The sequence below is a fragment of the Ruegeria sp. HKCCD4315 genome, from assembly GCF_013112245.1.
In the GTDB taxonomy this organism is placed as follows: Bacteria; Pseudomonadota; Alphaproteobacteria; order Rhodobacterales; family Rhodobacteraceae; genus Ruegeria.
Genome location: NZ_WVRN01000001.1, coordinates 1,317,575 through 1,331,524, shown reverse-complemented (window position 1 = coordinate 1,331,524; position 13,950 = coordinate 1,317,575). Strand labels below are relative to the sequence as shown.

Sequence of the window (13,950 nt, the reverse complement as noted above, 5' to 3'; positions counted from 1 at the left end):
ACGTCTTCCAGCACATACCGGAAGTATGGCTAACCAGAAGTTAACGGGTACCCAAACAGGTTTACTCTTTCTCTTTGGCCAGCTTATCCCATCCCAGCAGACAGATGATCTGCGTCGCCACATGCGCCCCGGCAATCGCCGTTGCGCCGGATGTGTCAAAGGGCGGAGAGACCTCGACTACGTCTCCGCCCTTGATGTTGATACCGGCAATGTCGCGCAGGATGATCTGTGCCTGAATGGAACTTAACCCGCCCCAAACCGGCGTGCCGGTACCCGGCGCAAAGGCTGGGTCCAACCCGTCGATGTCGAAACTCAGATAGACTGGGCTGTTACCCAGTATACCCTTGATCTTCTGTGCGACCGCCGCAGGGCCAGATTCATAAACCTCACGCGCGTCGATTATGTTGACGCCCAGTGTGTCCTCATTGGTGGTGCGAATGCCCACCTGGACCGAGCGTTTCGGGTCCACAATCCCCGACTTCACCGCCTTGTAGAACATTGTCCCGTGATCAACGCGGGACATGTCATCATCGGCCCAAGTGTCCGTATGCGCATCAAATTGCAGCAATGACATGGGTCCGTATTTCTCGGCATAGGCTTTCAGGATCGGGAAGCTGATATAATGGTCCCCGCCCAGCGTGACCGAGGCCACGTCAGCCGCCAGAATGGTGCGGATGTGATCGGTTAGGGTGTCGGGAAAGGCCGGGATATTGGCATAGTCATAGGCCATGTCTCCGTAGTCCACGATGGCCAGTTCGCTGAGCGCATCAAAAGGCCATCCATAAGGCGCGTCAGGCGATTGCAGGGCGCTGGCCTCGCGGATCGCACGCGGGCCAAGGCGCGTGCCGGGGCGATTGGTGACAGCCTGATCAAAAGGCACCCCGGTCACCGCGATGTCTACGCCGCTTAGATCTTTGGTGTACAGCCGTCGCAGGAACGAGGTCGCCCCGCCAAAGGTGTTTTCATAAGACAACCCTTTAAGGTCCGGGTTGGTGAACGCCTCGTCCACCTGATTCTTTGCGTCTTCCAGTGCCATCTGTTTACCCCATCAGCCCAACGGCTGCGTCTTTTCCACGATACGTGCGAAAAAGGACGCGCCGACCGGTGCGATATCGTCGTTGAAGTTGTACTTGGGATGGTGCAGCCCTGCCCCCTCGCCTTGCCCCAAGAACAGATACGCGCCGGGCCGTTCCTGCAGCATGTACGAGAAATCCTCGGCCCCCATTTCGCGGCCTGCGTTGGCGATCACTCGATCCTCGCCCGCAACCTCACGTGCCACGTCAGCAGCGAAGTTGGCTTTTTCGGCATCATTGATCGTTGCGGGATAGTTGACGTCATAATCCAGTCTTGCCTCAACCCCATAAGACGCCGCCTGCCCCTGTACGATCTGCTCCATTCGCTCCATCACCATTTTCTGCACAGCCGGATCGAACGTGCGTACCGTTCCATTGATAAAAGCCGTGTCGGGAATCACGTTGTTGACCGTGCCCGAATGGATTTGCGTGACCGAGACCACTAGATCGTCCAAGGCATAGTGGTTGCGGCTGACAATCGTCTGAATAGCTTGCGCGATACCACAGGCCGCCATTACAGGGTCGCGCGTCTCGTGCGGCATAGCACCGTGGCCACCGACACCTTGGATATGTACCTCGAACGTATCAACCGCCGCCATGATCGGCCCGGGCGTGGTATAGAACGCCCCTTCTGCAAAACCCGGCGCGTTGTGCAGCGCATAGACCTGAGAAATGTCGAACCTCTCCATAATGCCCTCTTCCACCATCACGCCAGCACCGCCACCTTCTTCCTCGGCAGGCTGAAAGATCAGCGCGACGCGGCCGCGGAAATTCCGCGTCTCGGCCAGATAGCGTGCAGCCCCAAGCAGCATCGTCGTATGCCCGTCGTGGCCACAGGCATGCATCTTGCCCGGATGTGTCGACGTGTACTCCACCCCGGTTTCCTCGGCGATGGGCAAAGCGTCCATGTCCGCGCGCAGGCCGATGGTCGGGCCATCCTCCTGCCCGTTGATGATCGCAACCATTCCGGTCTTGGCGATGCCTTCATGCAGTTCATCCACCCCGAACTCGCGCAGACGCTCGGCCACAAAGGCGGCTGTCTCATAGCACTCGAACTCCAATTCAGGGATCGTGTGCAAATGCTGCCGCCATGCGGACATATCGGCTGAGAAATCGGCAATTCGGTTGACGACGGGCATCTGGGGTGGACTCCTGATCAGGACTGCGGAATGGATGCATCTGACACCGGAACGAAAGGGTTCGCAATGGCCGAAAATCCTCTGATCCACGACAGCGACGCTGGTATCGAGCGTTTGCTGGAAATCATGCGCCGCCTGCGCGACCCGCAAAGTGGCTGCCCGTGGGATATCGAGCAGGATTTCGCGACCATCGCACCCTATACGATTGAAGAGGCGTATGAAGTCGCCGACGCCATTGAGCGCGAGGCTTATGATGAGCTGAAAGGAGAACTGGGCGATCTTCTGTTCCAATCTGTCTTTCACGCGCAAATGGCTGAAGAGGCCGGGCATTTCACCTTTCAAGACGTGGTTCGAACCATGTCGGACAAGATGGTCAGCCGCCATCCGCATGTGTTTGGTGACGAGTCCCGCGACAAGTCAGCCGATCAGCAGACCAAGGATTGGGAAGCAATCAAGGCCGCCGAGCGTGCGGGCAAGGAACAGAAAGGCGCGTTGGACGGTGTCGCGGCGAACCTGCCCGCCCTGCTGCGCGCTCACAAACTGCAAAAACGTGCCGCTCGCGTGGGCTTTGACTGGCCCGATGCCAGCCATGTGTTGGCCAAGATCACAGAAGAAGCGGCCGAATTGGAAGAAGCGCGTGACAGGATGGACGCCGATGCGCTTGAGGACGAATTCGGCGATCTGCTGTTTGTGATGGTCAATCTTGGGCGCCATCTGGGTATCGAACCCGAGGCCGCCCTGCGCCGCACCAATGCCAAGTTCACCCGCCGCTTTGAACAGGTCGAAGCCCGTCTGGCCGAGCGGGGCAAAACCCCCGCACAAAGCGATCTTGCCGAGATGGATGCGCTCTGGGACGATGTCAAAACCGAGGAACATCGCGCCAATGGCAAACTCCCGCCGGTGGACGCGCCGACCGGGGCCTGAAACTGCTGGACAAGTGCGGTGACACTTGCGAGTGTCCGCGCTTCAAGACCCCGGAGGCACAATGGCACCGCGCAAAATCATCATCGACACCGACCCCGGACAAGACGACGCCGTCGCCATCCTGCTGGCCCTGGCCAGCCCGGATGAGATCGAAGTTCTGGGCATCACTGCCGTTGCCGGGAACGTACCTTTGGCGCTCACCGCCAAGAACGCTCGGATTGTCTGCGAACTGGCGGGCCGGGCGGATGTTCCTGTCTATGCGGGATGTGATCGCCCTTTGATCCGCCCTCTGGTCACGGCAGAACATGTACATGGCAAAACCGGATTGGACGGGCCCGTTCTGCCGGACCCTGAAATGCCGCTGGCGGACGGACATGCGGTTGATTTCATCATTGAGACACTGCGCAAACATGAATCGGGCACCGTGACACTCTGCCCGTTGGGGCCACTGACCAACATCGCCATGGCGTTCCGCAAGGCCCCCGACATCGTCGATCGGGTGCAGGAAATCGTGCTGATGGGGGGCGCTTATTTCGAAGTGGGCAACATCACCCCCACAGCCGAATTCAACATCCACGTCGACCCGGAAGCCGCTGATATTGTTTTCAGATCCGGCAGGCCCATCGTGGTCATGCCCTTGGATGTCACGCACAAAGCGCTGGTCACCAAACCCCGCAATGATGCATTCCGGGCATTGGGAAACAAGGTCGGCATTGCAGTGGCGGAAATGACCGACTTTTTTGAACGCTTCGACAAGGAAAAATACGGCAGCGCGGGCGCCCCTTTGCATGACCCCTGCGTAACCGCTTATCTGATCCGGCCCGAATTGTTCTCGGGCCGTCATGTGAATGTCCAGGTTGAGACCCGGTCGGAACTGACCATGGGCATGACCGTCGCCGATTGGTGGGGCGTGACCGACCGTGCACCTAATGCGCTGTTTGTTGGCGACCTCGACGCGGACGGCTTTTTTGCCCTGCTGACAGAAAGGCTGGCCCGACTATGAGCGCCGCTCTGCGCCTTGCGCGCCCCGAAGATCTGGACCGCCTGATGGCGCTGGTCACTGCGTTTCATGCCGAGGCGCGGATCGAACAGGACGCTGACAAAACCCGAAATGCCCTTGCCCCCTTGCTGGAAGGCATCCCCCATGGCTGTGTCTACCTGATTGGCCCGGGACGCGCGCCGTTGGGCTATATCATCCTCACCTTCGGCTGGTCAGTCGAGTTCGGTGGCATGGACGGGTTCGTAGACGAAATCTATATCCGCCCTGCCGTCCGCGGCCGTGGCATCGCCACCGAGGTTTTGCTGGATCTTCCCAAGGCATTGGCCGGAGCGGGTCTGACCGCGCTTCATCTTGAAGTGGACAGAACCAATGAGGCCGCTCAGAAACTGTACCTGCGTACCGGGTTCAGACCCCGCGAAAAGTACATGCTGATGAGCAAGGCGCTTTAGCGCGATTCTCCCCGGAAGATATTGGCGGGATTCATGTCCTGAACCGGATCATTCGCCGATACTTCTTCCCCGGTTATCGGGTAGGTTCCCGGACCCGCACACGCGGACAGAATGGTTATGGACGTTGCGGCGATTATCAGAAGGAATTTTGATACAGACATCGTAGCCCCCTTTCTGTAATGAACCGAGGTTACGGGATTCAGCGCGGGCATAGTTAGTAACAAGTTCACACATAATAAAATTTAAGCAGATCTAAAGCGGACAAAATAAGGCATTTCGGCGCGTAAAACGCTGATTAAATTCAATTATCGTTATCTTTACTTTTTTTGACTTCCGTGAGCTGCATTTCAAAAAAGAGCAGATGATCCCGAGCGATTTCTGGAATCTCAGAGTAAGCACCACGCAGATGGAACCCTAAAGACAGGTATAATTGAGTCGCGGCTTTCAGCGGTTTTCCGGTGTCCATTCGGATGTAATCGAAACCAAGATCCCGACAGGTTTCAATCAGCGACAGCATGATTGCACGCCCTGCACCGGATCCCCTTGCTGTATCCCTCACATACACCCGCTTTATTTCGGCCACACCCGGCGCAATTGTGTGAAACATGCCGCAACCAATCGGCTCTCCGTCAAGCATGGCCAGTTTGAGTCCGCCGTCAGGCGGTGCATGATCTGCTGCCAGAGTGTCCATCAAACGGGCGTATTTTTCCTTGGCGTAGAAGGTTTGGACGATCTGGACAGATCGCTCATCCAGCGTCAGCAGGAAATCCCGATAGTCCCAACACAAACGCCGAACCGCGTTCAGCTGGTCCGGCGTTTCTGGTTCAATAATCTTCAGCAAGACGTGACCCCCGGATCGCACCCAAGGGCCAGCCTAGCACCACACGGGTTATTTGCGAAGGATCGACGCGCCCGCGTATTCCGCGACCTCGCCCAAAGATTCCTCGATACGGATAAGCTGGTTGTATTTGGCCAACCGGTCCGACCGGGCCAGAGAGCCGGTTTTGATCTGACCGCAATTGGTCGCCACAGCCAGATCGGCGATGGTGGCATCCTCGGTCTCACCCGAGCGGTGGGACATAACGTTGGTGTAACGCGCACGGTGTGCCATATCGACGGCGCGCAGGGTTTCGGTCAGCGAACCGATCTGGTTCACCTTGACCAGCATCGAGTTCGCGCAGCCGCGTTCGATCCCTTCGGCCAGACGTGCGGGGTTGGTCACGAACAGGTCGTCACCCACCAGCTGCACCTTGTCGCCGATGGCATCGGTCAGGGCTTTCCAACCGTCCCAGTCATCTTCGGACATGCCGTCTTCGATCGAGATGATCGGATAGTCATTGACCAGCGCCGCCAGATAGGCTGCATTTTCTTCGGACGACAGTGAGATACCCTCGCCTGCCAGAACGTATTTGCCGTCTTTGAAGTATTCAGTCGCGGCGCAATCCAGCGCCAGGTGAATTTCTTCACCCGGTTTGTAACCCGCTTTTTCGATGGACTTCAGGATGAAATCCAGCGCTTCGCGGGTCGAGGCGATGTTGGGGGCAAAGCCACCCTCATCACCGACACCGGTGGCCAGACCAGCCGCCGAGAGCTCTTTCTTCAGTGTATGAAACACCTCGGACCCCATGCGCACCGCCTCGCGGATGTTCGCGGCCGAGGTCGGCATGATCATGAATTCCTGAATGTCGATCGGGTTATCCGCGTGCTCACCGCCGTTGATGATATTCATCATCGGCACCGGCAGAACACGGGCTGAGGTGCCGCCGACATAGCGATACAGCGGCTGCGTGGTAAAATCTGCTGCGGCCTTGGCGGTCGCCAGTGAGACACCCAGAATGGCGTTTGCACCCAAACGGCCCTTGTTTTCGGTCCCATCCAGCTCGATCATCGCCTGATCGATGGCCACCTGTTCGGTCGCGTCGAAACCTACCAGTTCTTCGGCGATCTCACCGTTCACGGCGGCAACGGCTTCCAGAACACCCTTGCCCATGTACCGCGATTTGTCGCCGTCGCGCTTTTCCACTGCCTCATAGGCACCGGTTGATGCGCCGGACGGCACGGCAGCGCGGCCCATGGTGCCGTCTTCCAGAATGACGTCGACTTCAACCGTGGGGTTGCCCCGGCTGTCCAGAATTTCGCGTGCGTGGATGTCGATGATGGTGCTCATGAGGCCTGTCCCTATGGCTGCAGTCGGTTGCACGCGTCATAGCAGCACCGGCCCAAAAGTAAACCGTTTCCGTTAACGCTAACACGCATATTTACCGCCCTTTAGGGCTAACAGTATTCTGTTTGCGCCAACAAGATCAGGCTGGGACAAGTTCGCGAGCCAATCGCCGTTCGCGGACAAAGGTGTACAGACCGGACCCGATGATAAGGGTCGCGCCCGCCATTGTCAGGACATCTGGCCGCTCACCAAACATCAGCATCCCCGCAAGGATCGAAAACACCAGACGTGTATAGCGGAACGGCATAAGAGCCGACGCTTCGCCCACACGCATTGCAGTAACAATGCCGTAGTACCCAATCACGCCAAACCCTACGGCGCCTAAATATGGCAGGGCTTGTCCATCCTGAAGTGGTGTGAAGGATGCACCAGACATCGCCATCAAAAGTCCCCCGGCCAGCGCAACGGCGATATAGGCCTGCATTGCTACAACGGTCGAGGCCACCCGCACGTCCAGCTTGCGCGTGATCAGATCCCGTGCGGCAATGGCAATGACGGTCAACACCACAAACAGGGATTCGGGCTGGAATCCTTCCAAACCAGGGCGGATGATCATCAGAACGCCGATGAAACCAACACCAATGGCGCTCCAGCGCCGCCAGCCAACCTGTTCACCCAGAAACAGTGCCGCCCCCATGGTGACAGCAAGGGGCATGGCCTGAAACACGGCGGCGACCGTGGACAGATCAATCAAAGACAGTGCTGTCACAAAGGTCACCGCCCCGACCCCTTCGGTTGCCGCACGTACCATTGGCAGTAATTGCCAGGCCACCGGATCAAAAATCCGCTTACGCGAGACCAGTGACAAGATGGCGAACACGACGCCACAGACCAGACCGAGGAACACCATGATCTGCCCAGTCGGTACAGAGACCGACAAGACCTTGATGAACATATCTTCAAGTGCAAAGGCCGCCATCGACCCTATGAGCAGCAGAATGCCGTTTACGTTGTTCATTTGCGCGTCCACAGGAAAAGGGCACATCCGGTGCCTATCGCGCACAACAACCTGATGCGACGGCCGCGGGCAAGACAAATTCCCGTCACGCTTGATGAATTAACGTGGGTTAATCAATCGCGTTTCGTGATGGATCAGTCCTGTTCCAGCGGCACGCCGTACAGTTCCAGCCGATGACCTTTCAGCTTATATCCCAGTTTTGCCGCGATTTTTTCCTGAAGGGCTTCGATTTCGGGGTCGACGAATTCGATAACCTCGCCCGATTGCATGTCGATCAGGTGGTCATGGTGATCACGCTCGGCATCTTCATACCGCGCGCGGCCGTCGCCGAATTCCAGACGTTCCAGAATCCCGGCCTCTTCAAACAGTTTGACCGTCCGATAGACCGTCGCGATCGAGATACCTTTGTCGACGGCAGAAGCACGTGCATAAAGTTCTTCGACATCCGGATGGTCGTCGCTTTGCTCCAATACCTGCGCGATGATCCTTCTTTGACCGGTCATGCGCAGGCCCTTGGCCTCACAACGCCCAATAATCGTATCCGACATGATGCCCCTCAGACTTGCTCGGGTCTCTGTCTTAGTATGTCTGCGCCGTTTGCGCCACAAGGATTTCTGCTTTTCCGCTGATCTCACGCGGCACGTGTCAGATCGGCCCAAACGGGCAGATGATCCGATGCGATATGCGCCGGGCGCGCGTCGTGAACCCCATGTGCAGTGGCCTGCACCCCTGCGCCCAGCGCGATCCGGTCCAGCGCGCCCAGAGGTTGTGCTGCGGGAAAGCTGGGGCGAGGCGGTAGAAAGCGCATTTCGGGGGCCAGATGGTCCAGAACTGGTTGTCGCGACCATTCATTGAAGTCCCCGGCCCAGACAGTTGGCATCTGGTCAAGATCGTCGTCACAGCGCCGGATATGCGAAATCTGTTGCCTACGGGATGCGGGCAACAGCCCAAGATGCATCCCCATCACCCGCAGCGGCCCGATTTGAGTGTCAAACTCGACTCGGACAGCCCCGCGCGGCTCTAACCCCGGCAATTCGTGATGCCCTGTTTGCCGGACTGCAATGCCGTCACCACGCCAGATGACCGCATTGCCATGCCACCCAAGGCTTCCGGCCCCGCCCAGATCGACGATCTGCCAACCCGCCTCATCCAGCATGAAATGCGGCAGGGCCGCCGGGCGGGGCGGCAGGCGTTTGTCAGCCTCTTGTAACACAACGATGTCGGCCCGCATGTGTTCGATGACCTGCAGGATGCGCTGCGGTTGACGCCGGAAATCCAGCCCGAGGCATTTTTGAATGTTATAGCTAGCGATACGTAGGGTTGAAGACGGTTTCATAAGGGCTTGACCAATGGGCTTGCGCCCAATGTGCCACCTCTGGCGCGGTGCGCAACCCCTCTGTTCGGTTACGGAACGAATGCCTTGGACAGAAACAAAGCCAATTGCACGGTTAATTGGCAAACGACCTGCAAGCGATCACCAAAGGATTGTTCCTTTTGATCCTCTGCTCTATCCGGTTGCAGTGGAACGGCGACACCGCCACAACTCGAGGGGCTGAATGGAACTGCATCAGACACAGCCGGACAACAGCACCCGCGCCAGCCTGGTTCTGGTCATGGGTGGCGCGCTATGGGGGCTTTACTGGATCCCGGTTCGGTTCTTTCTGGATCAGGGTCTGACCGGCCCCTGGCCCGGGATTGTCATGTACTGCGCGGCCCTGATCGCCTTACTTCCGTTTATTTGGAGCGATCGGCAAACGCTGGTGCGGGAATGGCGCAACCTGATGCTCAGCGGCATGTTCACAGGGGCCGCGTTTAGCCTGTATTCCATCAGCCTGGTGTATACCGATGTTGTGCGGTCCATCCTGCTGTTCTACCTCACGCCGATCTGGGGAACACTTCTGGGTGTTTTGTTTTTGGGTGAGCGTCTCAGCCTCATGCGCCTTGCTGGTCTTTTCTGCGGGTTGGGCGGTCTTTTTGTTGTTCTGGGCGGCGCGGGTTTCGTGCCCTGGCCGCAAAACATAGGCGATTGGCTGGCATTGGCCTCAGGCATATGCTGGGCCCTGGGCTCTATGGGCCTTTATCGTGTCAATCGCATCTCGATTTCGGGGCAGGTCTTTGCCTTTGTTTTCGGTGCGCTGATCCTGTCCCTATTCAGCCTTCTTGCTCTGCCCGAGCAGGCTTTACCATCCATCGCGCAAAGTGAAGCGATCCGCATTCTTCTGTTGGCCCTGTTGTCGGCCTTTTACGTCCTGCCCATGATCTACATGACGATTTGGCCTGCGACGAAGCTTTCCCCTTCAAGGGTCGGCCTGCTGCTGATGAGCGAAGTGGTCGTCGGAATCGCATCTGCTGCCGTGCTATCCGGAGAACCCTTTGGCCTACGAGAGTTTCTGGGCGCTGCGCTGATCGTCAGCGCCGCCGTGTTGGAGATCGTGCGAAAGTAGTGTCGCCCTATGGGTCATGTCCCACAGAAGGTTGCGTGCACCACCTCGTTCTTGGCCGGGGGCCGTTTCAAATCTGCGTCGTCATCCTGATCATCGTAAGGCCGAGCGAGGACGGCATTCAGCCGATGGAACGGCGCGTAATCCCCTTGTACCGCCGCTTGGATCATCTGTTCGACACGGTGGTTACGCGGAATAAACGCCGGGTTAGCAGCGGCCATCACGTCGAACGGTTGCGCTTCGCGTTCTAATCGCGCGCGCCAGCCCTCGGCCCAACTGTCATAGCTGGCGGGGTCAACAAATTGATCCCGCGCGGTATCGCTGCCCAGCGCCCGGAATGTGTTGGTGAAGTCCGCCTGCCCTTCGGCCATGCGTTTCAAAAGATCCGTCACAAGCTCTAGATCAGCGTCTTCGTCAGCCGTCAGACCGATCTTGGCCCGGAACAGGGTCAACCAATTCTGCTGCAAAAGCTCTGGCATGGCATGGACGATCTCGGTCGCCTCTTCGACAGCGGCCTCCTTATCATCCATCTGCTGGATCAGCGACGTCGCAAGCTGCGCCAGATTCCACACAGCAATGTCGGGCTGGTTCGAATAGGCATAGCGCCCCATCCGGTCAATCGAACTGTAGACCGTGTTGGGGTGATACGTGTCCATGAAAGCGCAAGGGCCATAATCAATCGTCTCACCCGCGATCGAGCAATTGTCAGTGTTCATCACCCCGTGAATGAACCCCACGCTCATCCACTGCGCGATCAGCTTGGCCTGTGCGTCCCGCACCGCCCGCAACAGACCCATAGGCCCGTCAGCCTTAGGATAGTGACGCGCGATGGCGTATTCCGTCAGTCGGCGCAAACTGTCCAGCTGCCCCCGTGCGGCGAAAACCTGAAACGTACCCACCCGCAGATGGCTGCTGGCCACGCGCGTCAACACCGCCCCCGGCATCGGGCCTTCGCGAAACACCGTTTCGCCCGTTTCCACAGCCGCCAGAGCACGCGTGGTCGGAACGCCCAGCGCGTGCATCGCCTCAGACACCACATATTCGCGCAGAACCGGCCCCAGCCACGCCCGACCATCGCCACGGCGCGAAAAAGGCGTGGGGCCCGAGCCTTTCAGCTGTATGTCCCGGCGCACCCCATCGGTGCCCACGGTCTCGCCCAGCAGCACCGCACGCCCATCCCCCAATTGAGGGTTATACTGTCCGAACTGGTGCCCAGAATACAGCTGCGCAATGGGCTCTGCACCTGTGGGCAGACGATTGCCAGCAAAAGCCTGGGCCATGTCCTGCACATCTCCTGGGGTGATCTGCAGCAACTTCGCCAAATCATCGTTGAATGCAATCATCTGCGGTGAACGCACGGGAACCGGCGCCTGCCGCGCAAAAAACGCATCCGGCAGACGGGCATAGGTGTTATCGAAGGGGATCGTTAGGGTCATGTCGCACTACATATTGTTCAGGCGCACGAATACCATAGCGGATCGTATCGTCCCGTGCATAATCGCGCCGAACCAAGAGGGCACTTATGACCGCACAAGACATTATCGATCACCTGAACCTGCAACGTCATCCCGAAGGCGGTTGGTATGCCGAGACATGGCGTGCCAGCAACGCAGGCCGCCCCACCGGCACTTGCATCTATTTCTTGTTGCAGGCCGGTGAAAGCAGCCACTGGCATCGGGTCGACGCCACCGAGATCTGGCTCTACCACGCAGGCGCACCTCTGTTCCTATCGCTCAGCGCGACGGATGCGGGGCCTGCGGTCGATCATCTGCTGACCCCTGACCTGTTAAAAGGCGCGCCGCAGCTGATCGTTCCGGAAGGCCATTGGCAGGCTGCACGCAGCACGGGCGACTACACCTTGGTCAGTTGCACGGTCTCTCCCGGCTTTGATTTCGAAGGTTTTGAGTTGGCCGCGCCGGGCTTTGACATCCCAAGGGAATAGCCCGACCCAAGAAATCTCTGAAAAGTTGAGTTTACAGACGGCTCAGCTTTGACCATCCTGTACCCGTAACCGTGTGTGACGGAGTATCGAGTGAGCATGGAGCAGGTCTGTTTGACTGTCCTTATTCTCTGCTTAAGTGCAGGGATTACAAGCGCCAGCCCGGACTGTGCAGATTCTGGCGAACCGTTGGATGTTTCATTGCCCAGCGAGTCTACAACTGCCGAACCAGCCGCGCAGACGCCCGAAGACCTGTCCCCATGCGCGGCCATGCAATTGGAACAAGGACGCGAGCGGATGCGCGAACGTGGGGCCGTCTGCGGCGACTGGACCATATTGGGCGAAACGCGCAAAACCCTGAAAAGCAAGACCCGGGGCTGCGGCATTGCCAAACCGGTTCGGGTCTACCGGATCTCAGATGTTGCCCTCAGTCAGTTTTCGCTGATGGATTGTCAGACGGCGGTCACGCTGAAAACATGGATCGAAACCGTTGCCAAACCCGCCTTTGCCGAAATAGGCGGCGGACTCAAGGGCATGCGGGTAGTAGGGCACTATGCCTGCAAAACCCAGAACAACCAGCCACGCGCGCGCCTGTCTCAACATGCACGCGGGCGGGCCATTGATATTTCGACCTTTGTTCTTCAGGACGGCACACAAATCACCGTTAAGGACGGATGGACGGACAAGACCCAAAGCGCGGTGTTGCGCGAGCTGCACAACGGTGCCTGTGGCGTGTTCAGTACCGTACTCGGCCCGGACGCCGACCGCTATCACGTTGGGCATTTTCACTTTGACACAGCCCAGCGCAAAGGCGCTCCGGTTTGCCGCTAGCCCTTCGGGCTTGACCGGACTTAAACCGGGTTTAACGATGCCGGTATGGACCACAAAGACCTGATCGCTTCTTTGCCTGCCGAAACTAAGGACCGATTGCAACGCCGGTCGAACTCCGCTGGGCTGAACCATCTGTTGATCTATCTGGCGGCGCTGGCGGCCCTGAGCGCCGCAATTTTGGCGCAAATCCCGTTCTGGCCGGTCTTGGTCCTGCCGCAAGGCGTTTTGCTGGTGTTCCTCTTCACCCTCAGCCACGAATGCACCCACAAGACCCCTTTTCGTACAGGGTGGCTGAACGATGCGGTCGGACATCTGGTCTCGGTCCCAATTGCCCTGCCCTTTACGTGGTTCCGATATTTCCATCTGGCCCACCACAAATGGACCAACGACCCCAAACGCGACCCGGAGCTGGATGGAAAACCGCGCCCCGACAACTGGCCTGACCTGATGATCTACCTGAGCGGTTGGACCTATTGGAGCGGCATGGCAAAGGTTCTGGTTCAAAACGCACGCGGCCACCTGGACGCCCCTTACCTTCCGAAGCGCCAACACAAAGCGATGAAGGTCGAAGCGCGCATTCTGCTTGGTCTCTACGCCTTAACGCTCATCAGCCTGACCTACAGCACGATGCTGTTCTGGGTCTGGCTTCTTCCTGTGCTGGTCGCTCAACCCGTTTTACGCCTTTACCTGCTGGCCGAGCATGGCCTCTGCCCGCCAGTGGCGAACATGCTCGAGAACTCGCGCACAACCTTTACCAACCGGGCCTTACGGTTTTTGGCCTGGAACATGCCGTACCACGCCGAGCATCACTCCTTTCCAAATGTCCCGTTCCACCACTTGCCCGAGTTGCACGACTGGACGCGCGCGCACTTGAAATCCACATCCACCGGTTACACGGAATTCACCAAAGACTACGCCCGAACGCTCAACTCATAAGATCCGTTCTTCATCTGGCCCAAAATATCTCGGGGG

Annotated in this window: 16 protein-coding genes; 7 read left to right on the top strand and 9 right to left on the bottom strand. The window is 58.2% G+C overall.

The window, feature by feature from the left end; all coding sequences use genetic code 11:
- Positions 1-61: 61 nt before the first annotated feature.
- Both speB and GS646_RS06665 read right to left on the bottom strand, forming a co-directional pair.
- A complete protein-coding gene (speB, locus tag GS646_RS06670; protein WP_171183534.1) occupies positions 62-1,036 on the bottom strand; it encodes an agmatinase in 975 nt (324 codons plus the stop codon).
- 12 nt (positions 1,037-1,048) lie between these two features.
- Positions 1,049-2,212, bottom strand: coding sequence for a M20 aminoacylase family protein (locus tag GS646_RS06665; RefSeq protein WP_171648451.1), 1,164 nt, complete (start codon positions 2,210-2,212; stop codon positions 1,049-1,051).
- Positions 2,213-2,278: 66 nt separating this feature from the next.
- Here GS646_RS06665 and mazG point away from each other — a divergent pair, with 66 nt between their 5' ends.
- From mazG to GS646_RS06650, 3 genes are all read left to right on the top strand, one after another.
- Positions 2,279-3,136: a nucleoside triphosphate pyrophosphohydrolase gene (gene mazG / locus GS646_RS06660; RefSeq protein ID WP_171183654.1), complete on the top strand. Its 858-nt coding sequence runs from the start codon at positions 2,279-2,281 to the stop codon at positions 3,134-3,136.
- Between the two features lie 61 nt (positions 3,137-3,197).
- Positions 3,198-4,139 carry a nucleoside hydrolase gene (locus tag GS646_RS06655; RefSeq protein ID WP_171183538.1) on the top strand — a complete coding sequence of 314 codons (942 nt, stop codon included), beginning with the start codon at positions 3,198-3,200 and terminating at the stop codon, positions 4,137-4,139.
- A complete protein-coding gene (locus GS646_RS06650; RefSeq protein ID WP_171090492.1) occupies positions 4,136-4,585 on the top strand; it encodes an N-acetyltransferase in 450 nt (149 codons plus the stop codon). Before GS646_RS06655 ends, GS646_RS06650 begins: the two co-directional genes overlap by 4 nt.
- Here the strand turns inward: GS646_RS06650 and GS646_RS06645 are convergent.
- The 6 genes from GS646_RS06645 to GS646_RS06620 form a co-directional block, all read right to left on the bottom strand.
- Complete coding sequence (locus GS646_RS06645) at positions 4,582-4,746, bottom strand: hypothetical protein (protein WP_171183540.1); 165 nt, start codon at positions 4,744-4,746, stop codon at positions 4,582-4,584. The two genes, GS646_RS06650 and GS646_RS06645, sit on opposite strands and share 4 nt — an antisense overlap.
- A gap of 140 nt (positions 4,747-4,886) precedes the next feature.
- A complete protein-coding gene (locus GS646_RS06640; protein ID WP_171183542.1) occupies positions 4,887-5,426 on the bottom strand; it encodes a GNAT family N-acetyltransferase in 540 nt (179 codons plus the stop codon).
- Positions 5,427-5,474: 48 nt separating this feature from the next.
- The gene (eno, locus tag GS646_RS06635; RefSeq protein WP_171090498.1) at positions 5,475-6,752 is read right to left on the bottom strand and encodes a phosphopyruvate hydratase; all 1,278 of its coding nucleotides are present in this window, start codon (positions 6,750-6,752) and stop codon (positions 5,475-5,477) included.
- A 136-nt stretch (positions 6,753-6,888) separates the two neighbouring features.
- Positions 6,889-7,767, bottom strand: a complete 879-nt coding sequence (locus GS646_RS06630) for a DMT family transporter (RefSeq protein WP_171183545.1) — start codon at positions 7,765-7,767, stop codon at positions 6,889-6,891.
- A 134-nt stretch (positions 7,768-7,901) separates the two neighbouring features.
- A complete protein-coding gene (locus GS646_RS06625) occupies positions 7,902-8,315 on the bottom strand; it encodes a Fur family transcriptional regulator (protein ID WP_171090502.1) in 414 nt (137 codons plus the stop codon).
- Positions 8,316-8,398: 83 nt separating this feature from the next.
- Positions 8,399-9,103, bottom strand: coding sequence for an endonuclease/exonuclease/phosphatase family protein (locus GS646_RS06620; RefSeq protein WP_171090504.1), 705 nt, complete (start codon positions 9,101-9,103; stop codon positions 8,399-8,401).
- A 220-nt stretch (positions 9,104-9,323) separates the two neighbouring features.
- Between GS646_RS06620 and GS646_RS06615 the strand changes: the two genes are divergently transcribed.
- On the top strand, positions 9,324-10,211 hold the full coding sequence (locus GS646_RS06615) for a DMT family transporter (RefSeq protein ID WP_171183547.1): 888 nt from the start codon (positions 9,324-9,326) through the stop codon (positions 10,209-10,211).
- Positions 10,212-10,225: 14 nt separating this feature from the next.
- Here the strand turns inward: GS646_RS06615 and GS646_RS06610 are convergent, their stop codons facing one another.
- A complete protein-coding gene (locus GS646_RS06610; RefSeq protein WP_171183549.1) occupies positions 10,226-11,644 on the bottom strand; it encodes a YdiU family protein in 1,419 nt (472 codons plus the stop codon).
- Positions 11,645-11,730: 86 nt separating this feature from the next.
- On the opposite strand from GS646_RS06610, the gene GS646_RS06605 reads away from it, so the two are divergent.
- From GS646_RS06605 to GS646_RS06595, 3 genes are all read left to right on the top strand, one after another.
- Positions 11,731-12,150, top strand: a complete 420-nt coding sequence (locus GS646_RS06605) for a cupin domain-containing protein (protein ID WP_171183551.1) — start codon at positions 11,731-11,733, stop codon at positions 12,148-12,150.
- Positions 12,151-12,348: 198 nt separating this feature from the next.
- Entirely contained in the window at positions 12,349-12,978 is a 630-nt protein-coding gene (locus GS646_RS06600) for an extensin family protein (RefSeq protein WP_171183553.1), read from the top strand.
- Positions 12,979-13,023: 45 nt separating this feature from the next.
- Positions 13,024-13,914 (top strand): fatty acid desaturase, encoded by an 891-nt coding sequence (locus GS646_RS06595; protein ID WP_171648452.1) that lies wholly within the window; start codon positions 13,024-13,026, stop codon positions 13,912-13,914.
- Positions 13,915-13,950 lie beyond the last annotated feature (36 nt).

What these genes read in the sequence shown, in the direction of transcription:
- GS646_RS06665 (WP_171648451.1), bottom strand. Translation starts at nt 2,212, where the DNA reads ATGCCCGTCGTCAACCGAATTGCCGATTTCTCAGCCGATATGTCCGCA.
- GS646_RS06630 (WP_171183545.1), bottom strand. Translation starts at nt 7,767, where the DNA reads ATGAACAACGTAAACGGCATTCTGCTGCTCATAGGGTCGATGGCGGCC.
- GS646_RS06615 (WP_171183547.1), top strand. Translation starts at nt 9,324, where the DNA reads ATGGAACTGCATCAGACACAGCCGGACAACAGCACCCGCGCCAGCCTG.
- GS646_RS06655 (WP_171183538.1), top strand. Translation starts at nt 3,198, where the DNA reads ATGGCACCGCGCAAAATCATCATCGACACCGACCCCGGACAAGACGAC.
- mazG (WP_171183654.1), top strand. Translation starts at nt 2,279, where the DNA reads ATGGCCGAAAATCCTCTGATCCACGACAGCGACGCTGGTATCGAGCGT.
- GS646_RS06595 (WP_171648452.1), top strand. Translation starts at nt 13,024, where the DNA reads ATGGACCACAAAGACCTGATCGCTTCTTTGCCTGCCGAAACTAAGGAC.
- GS646_RS06645 (WP_171183540.1), bottom strand. Translation starts at nt 4,746, where the DNA reads ATGTCTGTATCAAAATTCCTTCTGATAATCGCCGCAACGTCCATAACC.
- eno (WP_171090498.1), bottom strand. Translation starts at nt 6,752, where the DNA reads ATGAGCACCATCATCGACATCCACGCACGCGAAATTCTGGACAGCCGG.
- GS646_RS06650 (WP_171090492.1), top strand. Translation starts at nt 4,136, where the DNA reads ATGAGCGCCGCTCTGCGCCTTGCGCGCCCCGAAGATCTGGACCGCCTG.
- GS646_RS06620 (WP_171090504.1), bottom strand. Translation starts at nt 9,103, where the DNA reads ATGAAACCGTCTTCAACCCTACGTATCGCTAGCTATAACATTCAAAAA.
- GS646_RS06605 (WP_171183551.1), top strand. Translation starts at nt 11,731, where the DNA reads ATGACCGCACAAGACATTATCGATCACCTGAACCTGCAACGTCATCCC.
- GS646_RS06610 (WP_171183549.1), bottom strand. Translation starts at nt 11,644, where the DNA reads ATGACCCTAACGATCCCCTTCGATAACACCTATGCCCGTCTGCCGGAT.
- speB (WP_171183534.1), bottom strand. Translation starts at nt 1,036, where the DNA reads ATGGCACTGGAAGACGCAAAGAATCAGGTGGACGAGGCGTTCACCAAC.
- GS646_RS06625 (WP_171090502.1), bottom strand. Translation starts at nt 8,315, where the DNA reads ATGTCGGATACGATTATTGGGCGTTGTGAGGCCAAGGGCCTGCGCATG.